This is a genomic window from Bacillus sp. JHAA, assembly GCF_036961585.1.
In the GTDB taxonomy this organism is placed as follows: Bacteria; Bacillota; Bacilli; order Bacillales; family Bacillaceae; genus Bacillus; species Bacillus velezensis.
In genome coordinates this window covers 585,373-605,898 of sequence record NZ_JBAMDE010000002.1, presented here as the reverse complement: position 1 = coordinate 605,898, position 20,526 = coordinate 585,373, and the positions used below count along the sequence as shown (strand labels likewise).

Below are 20,526 nucleotides of genomic sequence, written 5' to 3'. Positions count from 1 at the left end.
AGCAGGTCTCCTTACTCAGCTTTTACAAGAAATAGAGGTTGTCCGTATTCGACCAGCTGGCCGTTTTCAACTAACACTTCAACGATTTCTCCTTTTACTTCGGCTTCAATCTCGTTAAAGAGTTTCATTGCTTCTACGATACAAACAACTGTATTTTCGCTCACTTTTGAACCTTGGTTTACGTAAGGGCCGGCTTCCGGCGATGAAGAAGCATAAAACGTTCCGACCATCGGAGACGTAATTTTGTGCAGGTTTTCGTCTTGTTTCGGCGCTTCCTGAGCAGGAGCGGCTTCACTCGCTTCCGGTTTTGCAGCCTGCGGAGCAGGTGCGTAAGCGGCGGGAACGGCTTGGGCTTGTCCCGTTACATTCACTGCCGGCGCTTCATTTTTTTTCAGTTTGAGGCTTACGCCTTCAATTTCGTAAACAAATTCGTCGATGGAAGATTCATCGATTCTTTTTATCAGTTCATGAATTTCGTTGATTTTTAACATCAGTTTCCACTCCTATGTATAAAAAATAGAAATTTATGGGTTGCTACTAAAAGTACATACTATGTTTATCTTACAGGAGCGCTTGTGTAAATTCAACACTGATCTAAAATGACATCAGAAAAGCCCGCAGCGGGTGCGGGCGGTTCAGGTCTCTTACTTTGTCGGTTCAAACGTGACGGCGACGTCTTTCATCGTCTTGATTTCTTTTTCCACCAGGTCAATGATAGCGGAAGCTTTTGCGTTTGAATGTTTGTCAGACATGACGGTAATGTTGATTTTGTCTCCTTCAGCATCCACGAGCGCATCTTTGTAGCCTTGTGTTTTAATCAGCGTTTCCAGCTGTTTTTCCGTCCCTTCAGCATTGCTCAGCGCCGTCATTTTATCGTAGGCTTCGCTTTTTTCCTTTGCGGTCGCATCATCGCTTGAAACAATGCTGTTTAACTGTTCCCTTTCTTTGCTTCTCGCGTCTTCAAGCTCCATGCGGTATGCGGTAAATAAGTTTTCATCAGCTGTTTCTGTGGCGACCGATCCGTCTTTGTCCGATGCTTCGGCTGATGTTTCTTTATCCTCTTTTGTGCCTTTAGAATCTTTCGTTCCTTTTGTGCCGTCTTCTTTTTCCGTGCCGCTTCCGCTCTTATCTTTCGTTTCAGGAGCCGGCGTTTTTTCAGTGGCGACTTCTCCGCTGCTTTTTTCGCTTTTCATCTGCACGGCATTTTTGCTTTCCGGCGACATAATATAATAAACACTTAATACCACGACGAGACTGAGCATTGTTAAAAGCCAAACCGTTTGTTTTTTCAGCATGATTTATGAATCCTCCTTGATTTTTTTAGGGGCAACCGCTACACGGTAGCTCGGAACATCAAGCACCCTTGTGACGGCATCAATGATGGTTTTTTTTATTTGAACGTTGTCCACTCCCTGAGCGACAACGAGTACACCGCGGATATCGGGCTTTTTCGTCTGGACGACGACCGGGGTTTCCTGATCCCCGTTTCGAATCATGACAATTTGTTCTTCAGAGGTTTGATCGGTTACGCTTCTTTTGCCGCCTTCTTTATCGGTTTCTTCAGTGGTGGTGTCTTTTTTCGTTTTATTTTTCTCAAACACTTTCAAAGATGTTGCGTCTACGTTTACGACAATTGAGACATCCTCCACGCCGATAATCGTTTCAAGGATTTCTTTCAGCTGGTTTTCATAGTCTCTTTCGTAATCATCGATCGTGGTTTTTGCGCTGCCGTCTTTCGATGCCTTAAAAACGGGTGCGCTTTTTTGCCCGCTTTTGTCTTCCGTTCGGCCGGACATGACGGTCTGCACCGCTTGGTCCTTCCCGGTTTTCTCCGGTGAAGAGAACAGCTGGCTGACCAGCATAAAAGATACCCCGAGCACAAACACGAACAGAAAGTAATGATATTTTGTCAGTTTTGGTTTTTCTCCGTCTTTCGCCTGTCCGATCATCAGCTGTTTTTTGAGTATGGTCCATAGTCCGTTTTTATTCATGGCCGTTTTTCTCCCCGCCTTCCATATAAACCGTAATTTTCTCACTGCCGATTTCCCATATATCCGCAAGTTTTTCTTTGATGTCTGCGGCCTCTTTTTTGTCGGCTGCGCCTTCCGGTTCGTATTTGCGGTCTGTGCGGATGTCGATCGGTGCGACGGTTTGCACGGTTTTTTCAGAAGATGGGGCCATATACACGCTGATCGTTTTTACATCTTCTTCTGAACGAACCTGTTCTTCCGCTGTAAGGCGGATGTCGTCTATTTTGTATTCGTCATGACTGAACATCTCCTCCGCTTTCTTTTTTAGTTGGACAGCCATTTCTTCTAAAACATATGCGCGGTTTGATGCTTGTATTTCTTTTTTTTCTGATTTAATTTGATTTTTTATATCAGCGGATTGAGATTGCTCTTGTTTTGTCAAATAATCGAAGATGATTTCCGGGTCTGTTTTGAAAAGTTTGAATATCGGGTTGAGCATGACAATGATTAACAGCAGGCTGACAACCATCTTTGCGTATTTTTGCATACTGGAGCTGGGCAGCAGCATGTCGATGACGATGGCGAATAAGATAAATAAAATAATGCTTGTCAGCCATTCTGTTAAAAAGCTCATATCCAATGGGCCTCCTTTATTTCATCATCATAGTGAGGTTGCCTGCTGTAATAATGACTGTGATGCTGAGGAAAAACATGAGAGAGACGATGGCGAGCGCCGCGAAAATATACAGTACGCTTCTGCTGATGACGCCGAGGCACGTAATGACGGGCCCGCCTCCGAGCGGCTGCAGAATAGCGGCCGCGAGCTTATAAATAAAAGCGAGCGAGAGCACTTTGATCGCCGGAAACGCGGAGATGCAGATCAAAATTCCGACTCCGAGGATTCCCACGGTGTTTTTTAATAGGAGCGAGGCGCTGATGACCGTATCCGTCGCATCCGTAAACATCCGGCCGAGTACGGGAATAAAATTGCCTGTTATAAATTTTGCAGTCCTGAGCGTAATCCCGTCCGTCACGGCAGCCGAAGCCCCCTGTACGGAGATGACGCCGAGAAACACGGTGAGAAATACGGCAAGCGCGCCGATCGCGATATTTCTGAGCAGATTGGCAAGCTGCGTGACTTTATATTGATCCGTCATCGTGCTGACGATGCTTAAAATCGCTGACAGGAAGATAAGCGGCATGACGATGTTTTGAATGAGAAGGCCGCTCGTATTCATCAGAAATAAAATAACGGGGTGAAAAAAAGCTGCGGAGACGGCTCCCCCGGAAGACGCCAAAAGCGCGAGTAAAAGCGGGATGAGCGCGAGAATGAAGCTTGTCATCGTCTGGATCGCTTCACTGGCATAATTGACGGCAACATGAAAGCTGTTTAAAGCGAGAATAATCAGCACCATGTAGACGATTGCATAAGCCACTTTGCTGACGGTGCTCTGCTGGAACGCATTTTGCAGGAGCTGCAGAATGACACAAAAAATGGTGAGAAGAATCAAAGTTCCCAGAAGCTTTCCGTTTGCGAGCACTTCATGAAACAAGTATGAAAATAAAGCCTTCAGCCATGCCTCCGGTGAGAACGTTTTTTCTCCGTTAATAAAGTCGATGATGCTTCCCTTTTGGCTTTCAGGCAGAAGACCGCCGTATTCTGTCATGATGTCGTCCCAAAACTTTCCGATGCCTTCTGTTTTCAGCGCTTCGGCCTGCTTTTTCGCCACTTCATCAGCGGATTCTTGGTGAACTGCGGTTTCCTGCGATGCACCGTCTGTTCCGGCAGCTTGTACACATTCAGTCTGAAAAAATAAGAGGATGAACAAAAAAGCTCCCGCCCACCGAAAGCGCTTCATTTTTTGTGCCCCCCTTTCCATTTTATTTATGATCAAGAAGGAATAAGTCCGAGAATCGTTTCAATAATGACGGTGAGTATCGGCACGGCCATTACCAGTATCAAAATTTTTCCGGCCAGCTCTATTTTCGAAGCAATCGCTCCCTGGCCAGCATCCTTTGTCAGCTGCGCTCCGAATTCAGCGATGTAGGCGATGCCGATAATTTTTAAAATGGTTTCCACATAGACCATATTGACATTTGCATTGACGGCTATTTTTTCTATCATTCTGATAATGTCGTAAATCTGGTCGATGAGATAAAGAAAGATCACGCAGCCGCTGAAGACGACAATCATAAACGCGAAAGTCGGTTTCTGTTCTTTTACGATCAGGGAGAGAAATGTGGCGATCAGGCCTAAACCTACAATTTGAACAATCTCAATCTGTAAGCCCCCCTATCCTTGGAATAGAAACACAGCTTTGATCTTTTTGAACAGGTCATCGACAATCGTCGCCACCATAAATAAAATATAGATAAAGCCAAGCAGCGTCACCCATTGGGCGTATTCTTTTTTTCCCATTTGGTCAAGTATGGTGTGCAGAAACGCAACCACGATACCGACTCCGGCGATTTGAAAAATGACATTTACGTCGACTCCCATTTTATGTTTGCTCCCCTCATGTTTACATCAATAGAAGAATGAGTAACAGTCCGGCTAAAAATCCTAAGCTTTTCACCATTTTTTCATTTTTCGCCTGCGCCCGTCCGGCATCCGCTTCCGCCGCTTCCAAATGTGTAAGCGCAAGCTTGATATGTTTCTGCTGAGAAACACGGTCATGGAGCCCGAGCGTCTCTCCGAATTGCTTTAGTACATCATATTCGCTTTTTTTCATCGCCATGGACGACCAGTTATTTTTCAAGCTCTGTTCCCAAGCCGTTTTGGCGGAATCGCTTCCCTGCTCTAGCCTTCTGCTGAAAGCTTGAAACAATAACGATACAGGTTTGGAAAGCTGTGCAGCAATTTGTCCCGAGGCGGTATGCAGCGGTGTATGCCCGAACATGATTTCCGCTTCAAGCGATTGGAGCGCCGCGCGCAGCTGACGGATCTGCCTCGGCCTTTCTATATACATTTTGGCGATCTCAAATCCGGTCCAAGTCGTCGCTGTCAGAATAAACACGGCACCCAAAAGCTTCAGCATGTCATCACGCTTTCAGCATGTGGAACAGGTTCCCCATCCTTTCCGTACATCCTGCTGATCGTTCCCGGACCGCGGCGCCTTGACAGTTCAACATACCGGTCAAACACGTTTTCCTCCCAAAGCATTTTCAGCGACGGCCTCTTGACCAAGTCTTTCATATTCCACCCGTGCGCAGATACGATGACGGATACGCCCGCATGGAGCGCCTCCAGCAGCGCTTGTGAGTCTTCCATTCTCCCGATTTCATCCACAATTATGACATCAGGACTCATAGAGCGAATCATCATCATCAGCCCTTCCGCCTTCGGACAGGCATCAAGGACATCGATTCTGCGGCCGAAACTGTGCTGGGGAATGCCCCGCAGGCAGCCGGCAATTTCCGAACGTTCATCTACGATACCTGTCTTTTTTGCGGGAATGCGTTTTGATCCGGTGCTGGAAAGCCGGGCCAAATCACGAAGCAAAGTCGTTTTCCCCGTTTGCGGAGGACCGATGATCAGCGTATTCAGCCAGTTTTCTTTCCATAAGAAAGGAATGAGCGGTTCTGCGATTCCCAGCTTCTCCCGGGCGATTCGGATATTAAAAGAAGTAATATCCCGGAGTCCTTTGACGGCTCCGTTTTCGACGATGACTCTTCCGGCCAGCCCCACGCGGTGGCCTCCTCTGATTGTGATATATCCTTTTTTCAGCTCTTCTTCCAGCGTGTACATACTGTAATTGCTGAGCCGGCTGAGGATCAGCTGTGCGTCGCCGGCCGTACAGACATATGACAAATACAAAGGTTGTCCTTTTTGGATCAGTTCAACCGGCCTGTCGACGCGGATTCTGATTTCTTCTGTATCCCGCCTCGCTTCTTCGGGCACGGCGGAGATGGCATCTCTCAATAATTCAGGGAGAACCTCTGTAATCTCATTCAATAGAGTCTCCTCCTTTTTTACCGATTGGCTTCTTTAAAATGTATGATCCGGGACAGACTTTATGACACCCCGGCCCTCTATTTATGCACACCGGCCAAAATCAGCACCACTCCCGCAAAAATCAATATTAATTTTGCATATGAGAGCTGTCCGGCAATCTGATAAATGCCGATCGTCATTGTGATGATAAAGATCAGCGGGCCGACGATTGCCAAAATACTATTCACCACAACCGCCTTTCTGATGTCGTTTGTCAAAAGCATGATAATAGCGGCCGATAATTCAATGAGCGAGGACAAAACTCGTAAACCGGCCATCGTTAAAACAGTAGAATTGATTGAACCAAACAAAAATTTCATTGCAATCCCCCAACTTCAAGCATTTTGTTACACTATATGCTCTAGCTGACGGAAGTAGTCTCACTATTTTCATATAGAAGAAAGATTCAGGCAGAACGCAAAAAAAGCCTGCCCCGTAAAAGGAGCAGACTCCGAATTTCTTTGACTACGCTCTTGACACGTAAGAGCCGTCTGATGTATTTACAACCAGCGTATCGCCTTCGTTCACGAAAAACGGTACGTTTACGACAAGACCTGTTTCCGTTTTGGCAGGTTTCGTGCCGCCTGACGCCGTGTCGCCTTTAATTCCCGGCTCTGTTTCAACAACTTTCAGTTCAACTGTGTTCGGCAGTTCAATACCGAGCGTTTCAGACTGATACATCATGATGTGCACAGACATATTTTCCAGAAGATATTTCAATTCTTCTTCGATTTGGTTTTCGTTCAATTCAAGCTGTTCATATGAGCTTGTATCCATGAACACGTGCTGATCGCCGTTGGCATAAAGATACTGCATCGTTTTTGTTTCGATTTGAGCTTTCGCGACTTTTTCACCTGCACGGAATGTTTTCTCCTGAATAGCGCCCGTGCGCAGGTTACGCAATTTAGAACGGACAAATGCCGCTCCTTTTCCCGGCTTTACGTGCTGGAAGTCAACGACGCGCCAAATGCCGCCGTCTACTTCAATCGTTAGTCCTGTACGAAAATCGTTAACTGAAATCATGTTTGATGTCCTCCTATATTCCGATCACAAAATAATTAATTCTTTAGGGGAATGCGTAATTGTCCGGTTGCCGTCGTCAGTGATGATGATATCATCTTCGATTCTTGCGCCCCCAACTTCCGGTATGTATATGCCCGGCTCAACCGTTACCGCCATGCCCGGCTCAAGAACGGCCGATGACCTGAGAGACAGCCCCGGTGATTCATGGACTTCCATTCCAAACCCGTGTCCTGTCGAATGGCCGAAATACTGTCCGTAGCCTTTTGCGGTGATGTGATCCCTCGTCAGGGCGTCCGCTTCTTTTCCCGTCATGCCGGGTTTAATATGCAGGACACCAAGCGCTTGGGCATCGTATACGACCTGATAAATCTCTTTCAGTTTATCACTTGGCTCTCCGACCGCGACGGTGCGTGTGATGTCAGAACAATAGCCTTTATAATAAGCGCCGAAATCGAGCGTGACCAAGTCTCCCTTTTCAATCAATTTGCCGCTTGCCACTCCGTGGGGAAGGCTGGATCTGACTCCCGAGGCGACAATCATATCAAAGGAAGAGCCGTCTGCTCCTTGACGTCTCATATAAAATTCAAGCTCGTTTGCAACTGAAATCTCTGAGATGCCCGGTTTGATAAACGTCAGAATATGTTCAAACGCATCATCCGCAATCTTCGCAGCTTCCTCTAATATCTTAATCTCTTCACTTGACTTAATCAAGCGCAACTTTTCAACGGAATCCGCGACGGGAACCATCTCCGCTTCCTGCAGCACCGCTTGGTAGGATGCATATGTTCCGTACGTCATGCTGTTTTGCTCGAAGCCGAGTTTTTTAATGCCGTACTCAAGAATCGTATCCGCAGCCGTTTGGATTAAGCTTCCGCCGTGCTCGATAATGTCAAAACCCTTCACTTGCGTCTTCGCCTGCTCGGTGTAACGGAAATCCGTGATAAATGCCGCACGTTCTTTCGATATGACCGCAAGGCCTGACGAACCCGTAAATCCCGTCATATACTGCAGATTGGCGGAGCTTGTCACCAACATTCCGTCTATATCCAGCTGACCGAAAAGATTTCGCAATTTCTCAAGTTTCATTCCCTTTCTCCTCCTCGCCGATTCTTGACTGCCGCCTGACAACGCGGGAGCATCCCCGCCCGGTTTTCAGCATAAAAAATGTTCACTTCTCGTGAACATTTTACCATACCGGACAGGGATTATACACTTATTCACTTGTTGCCGAGCGCCCTTGCAAGCTTGTCTGACGTAAGTTCATTGTAGTTGAAGGAAATTGAGTAACCGACAAACAAACCGTACAGAATGTAAAGGCAAAGCGTCGTCACGATTGTATCTGATTTCAATTCAGTGACGGATTTCACATCTTCGAAAATCGGATTGAATAAGAAAAAAACCGCACACCATAAAATGACGCCGTACACCATCCCCGGCCACATGGTTTTAAAACGTTTCAGGCAGACGAAATAAATAAACGCCCCGGCAATTGAAATGAATCCGATGACAACGATGCTGACCATCGTGCCGAGCCATTGTTTTTTCCATTCTCCAATCATAAACGGCTGAAGAATCATGTTGGGGCTGATCTCTGAAAAATGAAAGACATACCCGAGATAGCCGATCAAACTCCAAAATACACCGCCGGCAAATCCGATACCGCAAATTCTGCCGGTAAATGAAACAGGCTGCTGATCATCATCCTGCTTCTTTTTTTCTTCCTGTTCTGAATGTTTTTCGCTTGTCATCATGGCACCTCCAGTCATAGACTGCCCCAAAATTGAAAAGTCATAAAAAACTGCGCCATATTTTCATTCAATGAGTAAAATCTAAAGAAACGGGGTATACTGCATGTAGAAAAAGCATTGATTTTCCGGCTGTCTAACTAGAGGTTTACCGCGGTTTCCTGTACAATAGAGTGAAAGGAAATGGTTAGTAAATCCTAAAAAAACAGGCAGGTTGATAAACAATGTCCAAACAAAAAACGCCCCCTGCTTACGGCGGGCAGGCTGTCGTTGAAGGGGTCATGTTCGGCGGCAGAAAAAATTATGTTACCGCCATCCGCAGGAATGACGGAAGCATTGATTTTTTCAAGCTTCCGAGAGTGCCGAACGCCAAGCTTTCGGCTTTAAAAAAGATTCCTTTTTTGCGGGGAATCGTCGCCATCATTGAGGCGAGCGCCAACGGCACAAAGCATTTAAACTTTTCCAGCGAACGTTACGGGCTTGATCCTCAAGATGACGCCAAGCTGGAGCAGGAAGATAAGAAGGGTTCGGGCTTATCGATGTTTTTCAGCCTGGCGGTGATCGGCGTTCTGTCGTTTTTGTTCAGCAAATTCGTTTTTACGCTCGTCCCGGTCTTCTTAGCGGAGCTTGTAAGGCCCGTCTTTTCCTCAGACGCCGCGCAGATCGGAATCGAAAGTCTGTTTAAGCTTATTCTGCTTCTCGGCTACATTTATTTTTTATCAATGACGCCGTTAATTAAAAGAGTGTTTCAATATCATGGAGCCGAACATAAGGTCATAAACTGTTATGAACAGAATTTGCCAATTACAATAGAAAATGTTCAGAAGCAGTCACGGCTTCATTACCGTTGCGGTTCAAGCTTTATTTTATTTACGATCATTGTCGGCATGTTCATCTATTTACTCGTTCCGACAGATCCGCTTTGGGTGCGGATCTTAGACAGGATTGCGCTTATACCGGTCGTTCTCGGCATCTCCTTTGAAGTGCTCCAGCTGACGAACAGAGTGCGGAATATCCCCGTTTTGAAAGTGCTCGGTTATCCCGGCCTGTGGCTGCAGCTTTTAACGACAAAGGAACCGGCGGATGACCAGGTCGAGGTTGCCATAGAAAGCTTTAACGAGCTTCTCAGACTGGAAGACATTTCAGAACAGAGCGAAAAGCCGTCTCACAACGTAATCTGAACAGTTACCGTTATTATTTTGGAGGTGGGCAGTTATGAATCATCGTGTACAACCTTTTTTTGCTGTATTGATAGCGCTTGGCGCATTCGGTTTCATTTATGCAGCGGTAACCAACCCCGGGCAGATGATTTCAAGAGCGATCACCGTTATTATCGCAGGCATCATTATTTATTTTATCGTGAGGACGGTCCTGAACCGCCGCACCGGCCGTGACGGAACCGCTTTCAGAAAAGCGGCCAGACAATCGCGGCTCCGAATGAAGGAGCAAAAAGCGAAGCACCGCGCCGGACACAGAGGCCGGGTCAGCCATTTGCGGAGCGTGCCGAGCAGCAGCAGACCGAAGCCGATGATTCTTAAGAAAAAAAGCCAGACCCAGCTTACCGTCATAGAAGGCAAAAAGAATAAAAAGAAAAACAGAGCGCTTTTTTAATAGCTCCATTGCTTCAAAAATTGCTCTGTTCTGCTTTTTCCTAGCTCAATGAGAGCTAGTTTTTTTTGCGGTGTGAGATGAAACTCCGTCGCCATCACATGTTCCACCGGAATAAAAATAATATTCTGTTCGTACTTTGTCGCGATATGCCTGGCATCATGAGCGTCTTTCATCGTTTCAAACAAAGCCCCGAACAGCTCAAAAGCGTTGCGGATTGATTTTTTCGGGCGCTCTTTTTCGTTGGGCGAAAGCGAAATTCCGATGACCGGCCGTTTGCGTTCTTTTGAATACAGCCAAATCGGGAAATTGCTTAACACGCCGCCGTCAACGACCGTTGAGGTGCCTTTTTCGGTCTTCAGTTTTATCGGTTCAAAAAAATAAGGAATGCTGCAGCTCATTCTGACGGCTCTGGCAACCGGGAACATCTCCGGATTTAATCCGTAGCGGGGAAGATCGTCAGGAAGCACGATCATCGTTCCGTTCGTCAGATCTGAAGCGATGAGACGGAGCGAGCCTTTTTTCAAATCGCCGAACGCAATGATGCCCTTCGCTTTTAATTTATCCGCAATCCATTTTTCCAGCATATCGCCTCTGTATAGTCCGAGGCGCCAATATATCGACACCCACCGCAGGATTTTCAGCGGGAGGAATGAGTATCTCTGATCAAGCAATTGCCTTCCGTCCACCTCATCTATGATGGAATGAACCTCTCTGCTCGTATAGCCCGCAGCGATAAATGCGGCAATAATTGCGCCGGCGCTTGTTCCGGCGAGCCTTTCAAAGCGAAAGCCCTTTTCTTCCAGCGCTTCATAAGCGCCGGCAAGCGCCACCCCTTTTATCCCCCCGCCCGAAAATACGCCGTCAATCTGCATAGCGCGCCCTCTCCCTTCCATCTCAAGGTGTATTATTATTTTAAGAAACGGCTGGGCGAAATAGACCAAAGAATGAAGACATTAAAAAAAGGGCGCCCCATTTCGGGCTGCCCTTTATTCACCGGGATTTTCGGTTTTTTTCTGTACGGATTTCAATTCTTTTTTCCGGCTTTCGTCATCTTCGAAATACTGAACGAGGTCGCCGATGCGGTCAATGCTGTTCCAGCTAAGATGATGTTCGATTCCTTCAACATCATTGTAAATCTTCTCTTCATCAACACCAATGATTCTTAAAAACTGCTCAAGCAATTCGTGTCTGTATACGAGCCGTTTGCCGATCTTTTTGCCTTTTGACGTCAATACGAGCCCGCGATATTTTTCATAAATCAAATACTCGTCTTTATCTAGTTTTTGAACCATTTTCGTTACAGAGGAGGGGTGGACTGCCAAAGCTTCCGCGATATCAGAAACCCGTGCATATCCTTTTTCTTCTATCAGCATATAAATCTGTTCAATATAATCTTCCATACTTGGTGTTGTCATAAGTAACCCTCCCAAAAAGCACCTTAACTTTATAAACCATTACAAGTTTACACTAACGGTCATGAAAAAACAAGGATGCTTCCGGTCTGTCAAGCCTTATCAGCGCTTATAATTCCATTCATCAGACGCGTATTTCGTCTCAGCCAGCTCATTGACAAATGCAAGCTCTTCAGACGTGAGTGTGTAAGGCTCAAGATGAATGTTCAGCCCTTCCTCAAAACCGGCTTTAAAAGCGATTCTGGCCTCATCCATCGTTACCCGTTTCGGCGCTAAGGCGTTGATGGCTACCGCTTTGTTTTTGAAATTCCGCTGCATGCGCTCACGGACTCTGTCGCTCGGATATAAAAACAGATCAAACAGCTTATCCTCATCAATGTCAAGCAGGATGGAACCGTGCTGAAGAATGACGCCTTTTTGGCGTGTCTGTGCGCTTCCGGCAACTTTCCGTCCTTCGACGACCAGTTCATACCACGAAGGCGCATCAAAGCAGACGGACGAGCGCGGATTTTTCAAGCTTTCTTTTTCTTTCTCCGTTCGCGGAATCGCAAAGTAGGCATCAAGTCCAAGGTTTCTGAATCCCTGCAGAATACCTTCTGAAATCACCCGGTACGCCTCTGTCACCGTGGCCGGCATTTCCGGGTGATCCTCTGAAACGATTACGCTGTATGTCAATTCTTTATCATGCAGAACACCCCGTCCGCCTGTCGGTCTTCTGACAAACCCGAGGCCGTGTTTATGTACTGCGTCAAAGTTAATTTCCTTCTTAATATTTTGAAAATACCCGACAGACAAAGTTGCCGGATTCCAGCCGTAAAAACGGATCACCGGAGGAATTTTTTTTTGGCTGTGCCAATATAAAAGCGCTTCATCCAGCGCCATGTTAAATGCCGGGCTTTCATTCCCTGAGTCAATAAACCGCCATGTTTCTTTTTCCATACACTGAACCCTTCTTTATCGTTTTAATAAAATCAGTTTAACAAACTGCCTTGAAAATGAAAAATATTTCGTTTCATTAAGGATGACAATCGCTTCATGCTTTACTATAATAGTATTTGTCCCAAAACGTCCGGTAAGCCTTGTTTTCAGGAAGCAGGGTTTTGATTTTATAAGTTAAAGGAGTAGAATCGCATTGTCTAATATGATTGCTTTAATTATTGTTGCGGCGTTTATCGTTTATATGATCGTGTCGTATTTTTACCAGCAGCGTTTAATGAAAACACTTACGGAAGAGGAATTCCGCGCGGGCTACAGAAAAGCGCAGCTGATTGACGTCCGTGAACCGAATGAATTTGAAGGCGGCCATATTCTCGGCGCGCGCAACATTCCGCTGTCACAGCTGAAACAGCGCAAAAGTGAAATCCGTCCTGATAAACCCGTTTATCTGTACTGCCAAAACAATGTCCGCAGCGGACGCGCGGCACAGACGCTCCGCAAACACGGCTGTAAAGATATTTACAACCTGAAAGGCGGATTTAAAAAATGGGGCGGAAAAATTAAAGCAAAAAACTAATCATAAAAAAAGAGCTTCCGTATAAAACGGACAGCTCTTTTTTTTACACCGTGTCAGCGGCTGCCGTCAAGTGTACGTTCGTATTTTAAAACGGGCTTTCTTGCCGCCTTGGTTTCATCCATTCTTTTGACAACTGTTGTATGCGGCGCTTCCTGAACGATTTCAGGCGATTCCTCCGCTTCCCGCGCAATTTGAATCATGGCATCTATAAACGCATCTAGCGTTTCCTTTGATTCCGTTTCCGTCGGTTCGATCATGATGCTTTCTTCAACATTGAGAGGAAAATACACAGTCGGCGGATGATAGCCGAAATCCAAAAGCCGTTTGGCAATATCAAGCGTTCGAACGCCGAGCTTTTTCTGCCTTCTTCCCGATAACACAAATTCATGCTTGCAATGACGGTCATACGGGAGGTCATAATAAGGCGCGAGTCTTCTCATCATATAATTTGCATTTAAAACCGCGTTTTCGGTCACAGCTTTTAAGCCGTCAGGCCCCATGGAACGGATATACGTGTAGGCTCTGACATTAATGCCGAAGTTGCCGTAATAAGGTTTTACGCGCCCGATCGACTGCGGCCGATCATAGTCAAAAGTCAAACGGCCCTCTTTTTTCGTGAGAACGGGTTTCGGCAGATACGGAATGAATTCTTTTTTCACTCCGACCGGACCTGAGCCCGGTCCTCCCCCGCCGTGCGGCCCGGTAAATGTTTTATGCAGATTAAGGTGAACGACGTCAAATCCCATATCTCCCGGTCTTGCTTTACTTAAAACGGCATTTAAATTCGCTCCGTCATAATAAAGCTTTCCGCCGGCCTGATGGACGATTTCAGCCATTTCCGTAATGTTTTCCTCAAATAACCCGAGGGTGTTCGGATTCGTCAGCATCAGCGCCGCTGTTTCTTCGTTTACCGCTCTTTTCAAATCTTCAATGTCAACCAGCCCGTGCTCATTTGACTTGACGGTAATCGTTTCAAAACCGGCGACCGTGGCGGATGCCGGATTCGTACCGTGGGCTGAATCAGGGACAATCACCTTCGTCCGTCCGAAGTCTCCCCGCGCTTCGTGATAGGCGCGGATCATCATCAGGCCGGTCCATTCGCCGTGAGCGCCCGCCGCAGGCTGCAGCGTCACCTCGTCCATGCCCGTAATCTCCTCCAAGTGCCCGCTTAAATCGTATAAAAGCTCAAGCGCCCCCTGAACCGTGCCCTCGTCCTGAAGCGGATGAATGGCGGAAAAACCTGCGATCCGGGCAATTTTTTCATTTAATTTCGGATTGTATTTCATCGTACAGGAGCCGAGCGGATAAAAGCCTGAATCAACTCCGTGGTTCCTCTTAGAAAGAGCGGTATAATGCCGCATAATATCGAGCTCTGATACTTCCGGCAGCTTTGCGTCTTCATCGCGGATATAGTCACCGGGAAGAAGGCTTTCAAGCTCTGTTTCCGGCACATCAAGCTCCGGAAGGCTGTAACCGATACGCCCTTCGCGGGACATTTCAAAAATAAGCGCCTGATCTTGATTATTCATGTTGATCCCCCAATCCCGCAATAAGCGAATCGATCTCTTCTTTTGTTCTCAGCTCTGTGACGGCAATGAGCATATGCTGATTCAGTTCCGGATACGCAAGGCCTAAGTCATATCCGCCGATTATGCCGTCTTGCAGGAGCCGCCGGTTTGCTTCCTTGACGGGAAGATTCAGCCTGACGGCAAATTCATTAAATATCGGGCCGTCAAATGCTACGTGCAAGCCGGCTTTTTCCGCTTGGCGTCTCGCGTAATCAGCTTTCAATATATTTTGGCGGGCCATGTCTTTGACGCCGTTTTTTCCGAGCGCCGTCATCGCGGCTGAAGCCGCTAAAGCATTCAGCGCCTGATTTGAACAAATGTTAGACGTGGCTTTGTCTCTTCTGATATGCTGCTCGCGCGCCTGAAGAGTGAGAACAAAACCTCTTCGCCCGTTTTCATCCTCCGTTTGGCCGACAAGCCGGCCCGGCACCTTTCTCATCAGTTTTTTCGTTACTGCAAAATAGCCGCAGTGCGGGCCGCCGAACGCCGCAGGTATGCCGAAAGGCTGCGCGTCCCCGACGACGATATCAGCTCCGTATGCCCCGGGCGGTGTCAAAATACCGAGCGCGAGCGGGTTTGAAGAAACAATCAGCTGGCTGTTTCCTTTATGTGCGAGCGGCTCAATGTCCTTTAACGGCTCGATTTGTCCGAAGAAGTTCGGATACTGGACGATCACGGCGGCCGTTTCATCACAAACGGCATGTTCCAATGCTTCAAGATCTGTGACGCCGTTTTTCACGGGCACCTCTACAACCTCAATATATTGGCCCTTTGCGTATGTTTTCAAAACATCCCGCGATTCCGGATGAACGGCTGCGGAAATGACGATTTTTTTCTTTTTCGTATGTCCCGACGCAAGCATCGCCGCTTCCGCCAGCGCCGTTCCCCCGTCGTACATAGAGGAGTTTGCGATATCCATTCCCGTTAATTCACAGATCATCGTTTGAAATTCAAAAATCGCCTGCAGCTCTCCTTGTGAGATTTCAGGCTGGTAAGGCGTATATGCCGTGTAAAACTCTGATCGGGATATCACATGATCGACGATAACCGGCTGGTAGTGATCGTACACTCCTGCGCCCAGAAAAGATGCATATGTAACAGCGTCTTTATTTTTCGCCGCAAGCTTCGTCAGCTCTCTCGTCAGCTCTGTTTCTGATTTTGCTTTTTTAATTTGGTAGTCTTTTTGAAACCGTACATTTTCCGGAATATCGGCAAACAGTTCATCAATTGTTTCTGCGCCGATGGCTTTCAGCATTTCTTTTTTATCCTGTTCTGTCGCGGGCAAATATCGATGCTTCATATGACTCTCCTTTTTCAGCTCTGTTTTGGACGTTTATAAAACGGTGTGCGGACAATCTTCGCTTTTACCGTTTTTTTACGGATTTCCACTTCTACTTCCGTTCCGACTTCACTGAATTCCGTTTTGATTAAGGCAAGGCCGATATTTTTCTTTAAAGTCGGAGATTGCGTGCCTGTCGTGACTTCACCGATCGGAACACCGTCTTTTTTCACGGCGTATCCGTGTCTCGGAATCCCTTTTTCAATCATCTCAAGTCCGACCAGCTTTCGCGGGGCTCCTTTTTCTTTCTGTTCGCGCAATACAGACTTCCCGAAAAAATCGGAATCTTTCTTGTGTTTCACGGCAAATCCGATTCCGGCTTCAATCGGTGTAATATCTTTCGTCAATTCCTGACCGTATAAAGCAAGCTTCGCTTCAAATCTCAGCGTATCACGGGCGCCGAGGCCGCACGGAACGAGGCCTTCATGCTCTCCCGCTGCAAGTATCTCCTTAAATAGATGAACCGCATCTTCATTGCGGCAATATAACTCAAATCCGTCTTCACCGGTATAGCCTGTTCTTGAAAGCAGGACTTGTCGTCCGGCAACGTCCGCCTCATCAATAAATGTAAACGGCTTTAAGGAGGACAAATCACATTCAGTCAGCTTCGTAAGAACCGACTGAGCATTCGGCCCCTGAACAGCAAGCAGTGAAATCCCGTCAGACTGATTCGTCAGCGTGACATCGCCTTCCGCATGTTCCGTCAGCCAGGCGATGTCTTTTTCAATATTAGACGCGTTAATCACGAGCAGATAGCAGCTCTCGCTTTTCTGATAGATCAGCAAGTCATCGACCGTACCGCCGTCAGGATAACACATGGCGGTATAAAGCGCGTTTCCCGGCTTTAAATCGGCAACGTCATTTGTCATCATTTTTTGCAGAAAAGACAGGGCGTCTTTACCGGATACTTCAACTTCTCCCATATGGGACACATCAAACAGGCCCGCTTTTGTGCGGACGGCTTCATGCTCCTCTTTAATAGAAGAAAATTGAACCGGCAGCTCCCATCCTCCAAAATCAATCGTTTTTCCGCCGTATTCTTTATACACGTCATAAAGCGGTGTTCGTTTCAGCATCATCTTCCCCCTTCAGTCATTGGCGCATTGTAAAAACATATAAAAAAGGACAGAGAAACACCTCATGAAAATGAAGGTTTCTCTGTCCCGGCACCTGAAAGTTTACTTTATGAACATATCATAAAGACGTCCCCTTTGGTGGCCTGCTTCTTCTAAGTGCAGACACTCTCCAGAGTTGCGTCGAGCAAGAGTTCTTTTGCCTGAGAGATTCACTCCGCAGTTTGCTCCTTCGGCGCCCGGACGCCCATCTTTCGTCCGAGTCTCTCCCCTTGCTGTCATTCGCTCATATTTACCAATTTTATGGACATACTAAAGCAATATCTTTTAGTGAAATCATTACTTATATCCTACCACCCTCATTTACGTCCGGCAACAAAAATTATGATAAATCAGTTTTTTAAAAGAAAGGCGGTTTTGTTACATATGACAGCAGAGATCATATTTGATGCAAACTGGCCGGGAGAGTTTTCTGAGCGGCTGAAAACGGACGGTCCCTGGTCAAATTGGGAGATGTACAAACTGTCGGCTGAAGTCCAGCAGACCCTTGCCATTCCTGAATTTGAAGGGTTGAGGGCTCCTTTATACCTGCCCGATTTCACTCCGCTTCCCCATCAGCTTGAGGTCGCGCAGAAAGTCGTTGAAAAAATGAACGGCAAGGCGATTTTGGCTGATGAAGTGGGGCTCGGAAAAACGGTGGAAGCGGGCCTGATTTTAAAAGAATATATGATTCGCGGGCTGGCCAAAAAAATCCTGATTCTTGTGCCGGCATCACTCGTTTCCCAGTGGGTGAAAGAGCTTCAGGAGAAGTTTTTAATACCCGCTGTTGAACAGAAGAAAAGCTATGTGTGGGAACAGTGCGATATCGTCGTTTCTTCTATTGATACGGCCAAACGCTCGCCTCACAAAGACATTGTGCTTTCTATTCCTTATGATCTCGTCATTATTGACGAGGCGCACAAGCTCAAAAACAGCAAAACGAAAAATTATGAATTTGCGAGAAGTCTTGTGAAGAAATACTGCCTGCTTTTGACGGCAACGCCGATTCAAAACCGGATCGAAGAAATCTTCAATTTAGTGTCACTGTTAAAGCCCGGCCATTTAGGAAACGAAAGCGGATTTCAAGAAACCTTCAATCAGAAGGACGGGATTGACGCTCATGAGCATTTGAAAGAGCTCGTCAATAAAGTGATGATCCGCAACACGCGGAGCGACACCGGCCTTACATGGACGAAGCGCCACGTGGAAACAGTACCGATCACCTTTTCACCGACGGAACAGGCGCTTTACGATGACATCGCCGCACTGAAAAACGGCACGGAAAAGCCCGCAAGCGCATTTTCCATTATGACGCTGCAAAGAGAATGCTGTTCAAGCAGGGAAGCCGTGTATATGACGCTCAAAAAAATGCTTGACCAAAAAGACAAACAAGCGCCCGCATTCGATGATCAGACGATCGCTAATTTAATGGACCGCATCAATCAAGTCACGCAAAACTCAAAAGCGATTCAAGTTGTTGACTTGATCCAAAAGATTAATGATAAAGTCATTATTTTTACTGAATACAGGGCGACACAGATTTACCTGCAATGGTTCCTTCAGCAGAACGGCATAAGCTCCGTTCCGTTCAGAGGCGGATTTAAGCGCGGAAAAAAAGACTGGATGAAGGATCTCTTCCGCGGCAAAGTGCAGGTGCTGATCGCTACAGAAGCCGGAGGCGAAGGGATCAACCTGCAATTCTGCAACCATATTATCAATTATGACCTCCCGTGGAACCCGATGCGGCTTGAACAAAGAATCGGAAGGATTCACAGACTCGGTCAGGAAAGAGATGTCCATATCTACAATATGGCGACAAAACATACGGTGGAAGAGCATATTTTAAAACTTCTGTATGACAAAATTCATTTATTTGAAAATGTCGTCGGAGAATTAGATGACATTTTAACAAAAATCAAAGTGAGCAATTTTGAAGACCATTTGCATGATATTTTATGCCATTCGCTGACAGAGGAAGAAATGAGAATCAAAATGGACAATCTCACCTCTTTTCTGTCGTACGATACGGAAAAGCCCGCCAGAAAAAAAGGATCTTAATCTAAAAGGAGGAAGCGCGACATGAGACAGCAGGAGGTTCACGAATTTTTACTGCGCTTTTTTGAAGCGAACCACTGTCCGATTACAGAACACGGGCCGGGTTTTATGACGGTTCAGTTGACGGTCGAGATGGACAAACAAATTATGAACCGCCCGTTTTATTGGCATTGGCGTGAAAAAACGGGCGGCGAACCGAACCCGATGAAGATCACGTTCATCACTGATAAAGAAACGGCTCCGGAGGATATGGACGGCGAATTTATTTACTTTGGAGCCCCGCGCCTCTTTCAAATCTTTCAAGCAGTTAAACAAAATGGGAGATTTACAAGAATATATGAGAAAATTGTATCAGCCGGAGCCAGAGTGCCGCTTCAGCCCTGGCTTGGATTAAATGTAGTGATTTCATACCAATCCGACATGAAAAAAGACAGACTTTTGTCTTTAGGCCTGCATCTTGTTTCTGGAACAATTATAGAAGGGTTTCAGCAGAAGCTTGCACCGCTTCCGCTGACCTCGCAAATATCAGACTATTGCTTTACCATATCGCCGATGATTAAGCCGGAAAGCGGAATTAAAAGAATGGAGCATTACTTAAAAGACGCTGCCGCCAAAGAGCCGTCAGCCTGGGCTGACAGCGCGATCGCCAGATGGAAAAAGGACCTCGGGCTGCTCGATCAGTTTTATGAGCAGACAGAGGAAAAACCTGAGGAATACCATTTGGAAAAACAAGCGCTGAAAGCCTTATATCAGCCGAAAATTCACATTCAGATTGAAAACGGCGGTTTATTTTTCCTGCAAAGTAATTTTTCTGGATAAGCGTTATCCATTCGACACCTTTCCCGTTTTTTCTGGAAATTCTATATTATAATAAAAGTATATAGAAAAAATTTCTGGCGTTTCGCATGCGATGAATCACTTCCAGACATGTAAAGATAAGGTCATGGGCGGATTGGCTGAAATACATAAACAAGTATTTTAGGAGGAGAAAATGCATGAAAAATGCAAAAATGGAATTTTCGCAATTAGATAAGGAATGGGTTGAGCTGATATTAGAAGCCCAAAAAGCAAATATCAGCCTAGAAGAAATACGCAAATACCTGCTTTCGCATAAAAAGTCTTCTCAACATATCCAGGCAGCCAGAAGTCATACCGTAAATCCTTTCTGAATGTGCTATAATATC

The 20,526-nt window shown here is 46.3% G+C and carries 25 protein-coding genes and 1 riboswitch; of the genes, 6 read left to right on the top strand and 19 right to left on the bottom strand.

What is annotated here, in order from left to right; genetic code table 11:
- Positions 1 to 11 precede the first annotated feature (11 nt).
- From accB to V7728_RS07185, 13 genes are all read right to left on the bottom strand, one after another.
- Positions 12 to 491 carry an acetyl-CoA carboxylase biotin carboxyl carrier protein gene (accB, locus tag V7728_RS07245; RefSeq protein WP_007408347.1) on the bottom strand — a complete coding sequence of 160 codons (480 nt, stop codon included), beginning with the start codon at positions 489 to 491 and terminating at the stop codon, positions 12 to 14.
- 153 nt (positions 492 to 644) lie between these two features.
- Positions 645 to 1,295, bottom strand: coding sequence for a SpoIIIAH-like family protein (locus V7728_RS07240; RefSeq protein WP_007408346.1), 651 nt, complete (start codon positions 1,293 to 1,295; stop codon positions 645 to 647).
- Between the two features lie 3 nt (positions 1,296 to 1,298).
- Positions 1,299 to 1,991: a stage III sporulation protein AG gene (gene spoIIIAG / locus V7728_RS07235; RefSeq protein ID WP_033574142.1), complete on the bottom strand. Its 693-nt coding sequence runs from the start codon at positions 1,989 to 1,991 to the stop codon at positions 1,299 to 1,301.
- Positions 1,984 to 2,604: a stage III sporulation protein AF gene (spoIIIAF, locus tag V7728_RS07230; protein WP_003153146.1), complete on the bottom strand. Its 621-nt coding sequence runs from the start codon at positions 2,602 to 2,604 to the stop codon at positions 1,984 to 1,986. The genes spoIIIAG and spoIIIAF overlap by 8 nt, the downstream gene beginning before the upstream one ends.
- 16 nt (positions 2,605 to 2,620) lie before the next feature.
- Positions 2,621 to 3,829, bottom strand: a complete 1,209-nt coding sequence (gene spoIIIAE, locus V7728_RS07225) for a stage III sporulation protein AE (protein WP_003153145.1) — start codon at positions 3,827 to 3,829, stop codon at positions 2,621 to 2,623.
- Between the two features lie 32 nt (positions 3,830 to 3,861).
- Entirely contained in the window at positions 3,862 to 4,251 is a 390-nt protein-coding gene (gene spoIIIAD / locus V7728_RS07220; RefSeq protein ID WP_071392571.1) for a stage III sporulation protein AD, read from the bottom strand.
- A 12-nt stretch (positions 4,252 to 4,263) separates the two neighbouring features.
- Positions 4,264 to 4,470 (bottom strand): stage III sporulation protein AC, encoded by a 207-nt coding sequence (spoIIIAC, locus tag V7728_RS07215; protein WP_003153142.1) that lies wholly within the window; start codon positions 4,468 to 4,470, stop codon positions 4,264 to 4,266.
- A 22-nt stretch (positions 4,471 to 4,492) separates the two neighbouring features.
- Positions 4,493 to 5,008, bottom strand: coding sequence for a stage III sporulation protein SpoIIIAB (spoIIIAB, locus tag V7728_RS07210; RefSeq protein WP_012117968.1), 516 nt, complete (start codon positions 5,006 to 5,008; stop codon positions 4,493 to 4,495).
- Positions 5,002 to 5,925: a stage III sporulation protein AA gene (gene spoIIIAA / locus V7728_RS07205; protein WP_007408342.1), complete on the bottom strand. Its 924-nt coding sequence runs from the start codon at positions 5,923 to 5,925 to the stop codon at positions 5,002 to 5,004. The genes spoIIIAB and spoIIIAA overlap by 7 nt, the downstream gene beginning before the upstream one ends.
- A gap of 77 nt (positions 5,926 to 6,002) precedes the next feature.
- A complete protein-coding gene (locus tag V7728_RS07200) occupies positions 6,003 to 6,284 on the bottom strand; it encodes a YqhV family protein (RefSeq protein ID WP_003153124.1) in 282 nt (93 codons plus the stop codon).
- 145 nt (positions 6,285 to 6,429) lie between these two features.
- The gene (gene efp, locus V7728_RS07195) at positions 6,430 to 6,987 is read right to left on the bottom strand and encodes an elongation factor P (RefSeq protein WP_003153123.1); all 558 of its coding nucleotides are present in this window, start codon (positions 6,985 to 6,987) and stop codon (positions 6,430 to 6,432) included.
- Between the two features lie 24 nt (positions 6,988 to 7,011).
- Positions 7,012 to 8,073, bottom strand: coding sequence for a M24 family metallopeptidase (locus V7728_RS07190; RefSeq protein ID WP_043020796.1), 1,062 nt, complete (start codon positions 8,071 to 8,073; stop codon positions 7,012 to 7,014).
- 131 nt (positions 8,074 to 8,204) lie between these two features.
- Positions 8,205 to 8,735 carry a YqhR family membrane protein gene (locus tag V7728_RS07185; protein ID WP_003153121.1) on the bottom strand — a complete coding sequence of 177 codons (531 nt, stop codon included), beginning with the start codon at positions 8,733 to 8,735 and terminating at the stop codon, positions 8,205 to 8,207.
- 221 nt (positions 8,736 to 8,956) lie between these two features.
- On the opposite strand from V7728_RS07185, the gene V7728_RS07180 reads away from it, so the two are divergent.
- The gene (locus V7728_RS07180; protein WP_007408341.1) at positions 8,957 to 9,913 is read left to right on the top strand and encodes a DUF1385 domain-containing protein; all 957 of its coding nucleotides are present in this window, start codon (positions 8,957 to 8,959) and stop codon (positions 9,911 to 9,913) included.
- 34 nt (positions 9,914 to 9,947) lie between these two features.
- On the top strand, positions 9,948 to 10,343 hold the full coding sequence (locus V7728_RS07175; RefSeq protein ID WP_007408340.1) for an SA1362 family protein: 396 nt from the start codon (positions 9,948 to 9,950) through the stop codon (positions 10,341 to 10,343).
- Here V7728_RS07175 and V7728_RS07170 read toward each other — a convergent pair.
- The 3 genes from V7728_RS07170 to V7728_RS07160 form a co-directional block, all read right to left on the bottom strand.
- A complete protein-coding gene (locus V7728_RS07170) occupies positions 10,340 to 11,215 on the bottom strand; it encodes a patatin-like phospholipase family protein (protein ID WP_012117971.1) in 876 nt (291 codons plus the stop codon). The genes V7728_RS07175 and V7728_RS07170 overlap by 4 nt on opposite strands.
- A gap of 114 nt (positions 11,216 to 11,329) precedes the next feature.
- Positions 11,330 to 11,758 (bottom strand): transcriptional regulator MntR, encoded by a 429-nt coding sequence (gene mntR, locus V7728_RS07165; protein WP_007408338.1) that lies wholly within the window; start codon positions 11,756 to 11,758, stop codon positions 11,330 to 11,332.
- 99 nt (positions 11,759 to 11,857) lie between these two features.
- The gene (locus tag V7728_RS07160; RefSeq protein ID WP_015240200.1) at positions 11,858 to 12,694 is read right to left on the bottom strand and encodes a lipoate--protein ligase family protein; all 837 of its coding nucleotides are present in this window, start codon (positions 12,692 to 12,694) and stop codon (positions 11,858 to 11,860) included.
- A 193-nt stretch (positions 12,695 to 12,887) separates the two neighbouring features.
- Between V7728_RS07160 and V7728_RS07155 the strand changes: the two genes are divergently transcribed.
- Positions 12,888 to 13,268, top strand: a complete 381-nt coding sequence (locus V7728_RS07155) for a rhodanese-like domain-containing protein (RefSeq protein WP_007408335.1) — start codon at positions 12,888 to 12,890, stop codon at positions 13,266 to 13,268.
- A gap of 53 nt (positions 13,269 to 13,321) precedes the next feature.
- Here the strand turns inward: V7728_RS07155 and gcvPB are convergent, their stop codons facing one another.
- From gcvPB to gcvT, 3 genes are read right to left on the bottom strand one after another with little or no spacing between them, the layout of a single operon-like run.
- Positions 13,322 to 14,797 (bottom strand): aminomethyl-transferring glycine dehydrogenase subunit GcvPB, encoded by a 1,476-nt coding sequence (gcvPB, locus tag V7728_RS07150; protein ID WP_099566901.1) that lies wholly within the window; start codon positions 14,795 to 14,797, stop codon positions 13,322 to 13,324.
- Positions 14,790 to 16,136, bottom strand: a complete 1,347-nt coding sequence (gene gcvPA, locus V7728_RS07145) for an aminomethyl-transferring glycine dehydrogenase subunit GcvPA (RefSeq protein WP_015240201.1) — start codon at positions 16,134 to 16,136, stop codon at positions 14,790 to 14,792. Before gcvPA ends, gcvPB begins: the two co-directional genes overlap by 8 nt.
- Before the next feature lie 14 nt (positions 16,137 to 16,150).
- Positions 16,151 to 17,251 carry a glycine cleavage system aminomethyltransferase GcvT gene (gene gcvT, locus V7728_RS07140; RefSeq protein WP_099566902.1) on the bottom strand — a complete coding sequence of 367 codons (1,101 nt, stop codon included), beginning with the start codon at positions 17,249 to 17,251 and terminating at the stop codon, positions 16,151 to 16,153.
- 178 nt (positions 17,252 to 17,429) lie between these two features.
- A riboswitch (glycine riboswitch) is annotated at positions 17,430 to 17,530 on the bottom strand.
- Positions 17,531 to 17,674: 144 nt separating this feature from the next.
- Between gcvT and V7728_RS07135 the strand changes: the two genes are divergently transcribed.
- From V7728_RS07135 to sinI, 3 genes are all read left to right on the top strand, one after another.
- On the top strand, positions 17,675 to 19,345 hold the full coding sequence (locus V7728_RS07135; protein WP_025284995.1) for a DEAD/DEAH box helicase: 1,671 nt from the start codon (positions 17,675 to 17,677) through the stop codon (positions 19,343 to 19,345).
- 21 nt (positions 19,346 to 19,366) lie between these two features.
- Positions 19,367 to 20,161: a YqhG family protein gene (locus tag V7728_RS07130; RefSeq protein WP_015240204.1), complete on the top strand. Its 795-nt coding sequence runs from the start codon at positions 19,367 to 19,369 to the stop codon at positions 20,159 to 20,161.
- 176 nt (positions 20,162 to 20,337) lie between these two features.
- The gene (sinI, locus tag V7728_RS07125) at positions 20,338 to 20,511 is read left to right on the top strand and encodes an anti-repressor SinI (protein ID WP_003153105.1); all 174 of its coding nucleotides are present in this window, start codon (positions 20,338 to 20,340) and stop codon (positions 20,509 to 20,511) included.
- Positions 20,512 to 20,526 lie beyond the last annotated feature (15 nt).

Excerpts from the sequence above, each read along its gene's own strand:
- accB (WP_007408347.1), bottom strand. The coding sequence starts at position 491 with ATGTTAAAAATCAACGAAATTCATGAACTGATAAAAAGAATCGATGAA.
- V7728_RS07240 (WP_007408346.1), bottom strand. The coding sequence starts at position 1,295 with ATGCTGAAAAAACAAACGGTTTGGCTTTTAACAATGCTCAGTCTCGTC.
- spoIIIAG (WP_033574142.1), bottom strand. The coding sequence starts at position 1,991 with ATGAATAAAAACGGACTATGGACCATACTCAAAAAACAGCTGATGATC.
- spoIIIAF (WP_003153146.1), bottom strand. The coding sequence starts at position 2,604 with ATGAGCTTTTTAACAGAATGGCTGACAAGCATTATTTTATTTATCTTA.
- spoIIIAE (WP_003153145.1), bottom strand. The coding sequence starts at position 3,829 with ATGAAGCGCTTTCGGTGGGCGGGAGCTTTTTTGTTCATCCTCTTATTT.
- spoIIIAC (WP_003153142.1), bottom strand. The coding sequence starts at position 4,470 with ATGGGAGTCGACGTAAATGTCATTTTTCAAATCGCCGGAGTCGGTATC.
- spoIIIAB (WP_012117968.1), bottom strand. The coding sequence starts at position 5,008 with ATGCTGAAGCTTTTGGGTGCCGTGTTTATTCTGACAGCGACGACTTGG.
- V7728_RS07200 (WP_003153124.1), bottom strand. The coding sequence starts at position 6,284 with ATGAAATTTTTGTTTGGTTCAATCAATTCTACTGTTTTAACGATGGCC.
- efp (WP_003153123.1), bottom strand. The coding sequence starts at position 6,987 with ATGATTTCAGTTAACGATTTTCGTACAGGACTAACGATTGAAGTAGAC.
- V7728_RS07190 (WP_043020796.1), bottom strand. The coding sequence starts at position 8,073 with ATGAAACTTGAGAAATTGCGAAATCTTTTCGGTCAGCTGGATATAGAC.
- V7728_RS07185 (WP_003153121.1), bottom strand. The coding sequence starts at position 8,735 with ATGACAAGCGAAAAACATTCAGAACAGGAAGAAAAAAAGAAGCAGGAT.
- V7728_RS07180 (WP_007408341.1), top strand. The coding sequence starts at position 8,957 with ATGTCCAAACAAAAAACGCCCCCTGCTTACGGCGGGCAGGCTGTCGTT.
- V7728_RS07175 (WP_007408340.1), top strand. The coding sequence starts at position 9,948 with ATGAATCATCGTGTACAACCTTTTTTTGCTGTATTGATAGCGCTTGGC.
- V7728_RS07170 (WP_012117971.1), bottom strand. The coding sequence starts at position 11,215 with ATGCAGATTGACGGCGTATTTTCGGGCGGGGGGATAAAAGGGGTGGCG.
- mntR (WP_007408338.1), bottom strand. The coding sequence starts at position 11,758 with ATGACAACACCAAGTATGGAAGATTATATTGAACAGATTTATATGCTG.
- V7728_RS07160 (WP_015240200.1), bottom strand. The coding sequence starts at position 12,694 with ATGGAAAAAGAAACATGGCGGTTTATTGACTCAGGGAATGAAAGCCCG.
- gcvPB (WP_099566901.1), bottom strand. The coding sequence starts at position 14,797 with ATGAATAATCAAGATCAGGCGCTTATTTTTGAAATGTCCCGCGAAGGG.
- gcvPA (WP_015240201.1), bottom strand. The coding sequence starts at position 16,136 with ATGAAGCATCGATATTTGCCCGCGACAGAACAGGATAAAAAAGAAATG.
- gcvT (WP_099566902.1), bottom strand. The coding sequence starts at position 17,251 with ATGCTGAAACGAACACCGCTTTATGACGTGTATAAAGAATACGGCGGA.
- V7728_RS07135 (WP_025284995.1), top strand. The coding sequence starts at position 17,675 with ATGACAGCAGAGATCATATTTGATGCAAACTGGCCGGGAGAGTTTTCT.
- V7728_RS07130 (WP_015240204.1), top strand. The coding sequence starts at position 19,367 with ATGAGACAGCAGGAGGTTCACGAATTTTTACTGCGCTTTTTTGAAGCG.
- sinI (WP_003153105.1), top strand. The coding sequence starts at position 20,338 with ATGAAAAATGCAAAAATGGAATTTTCGCAATTAGATAAGGAATGGGTT.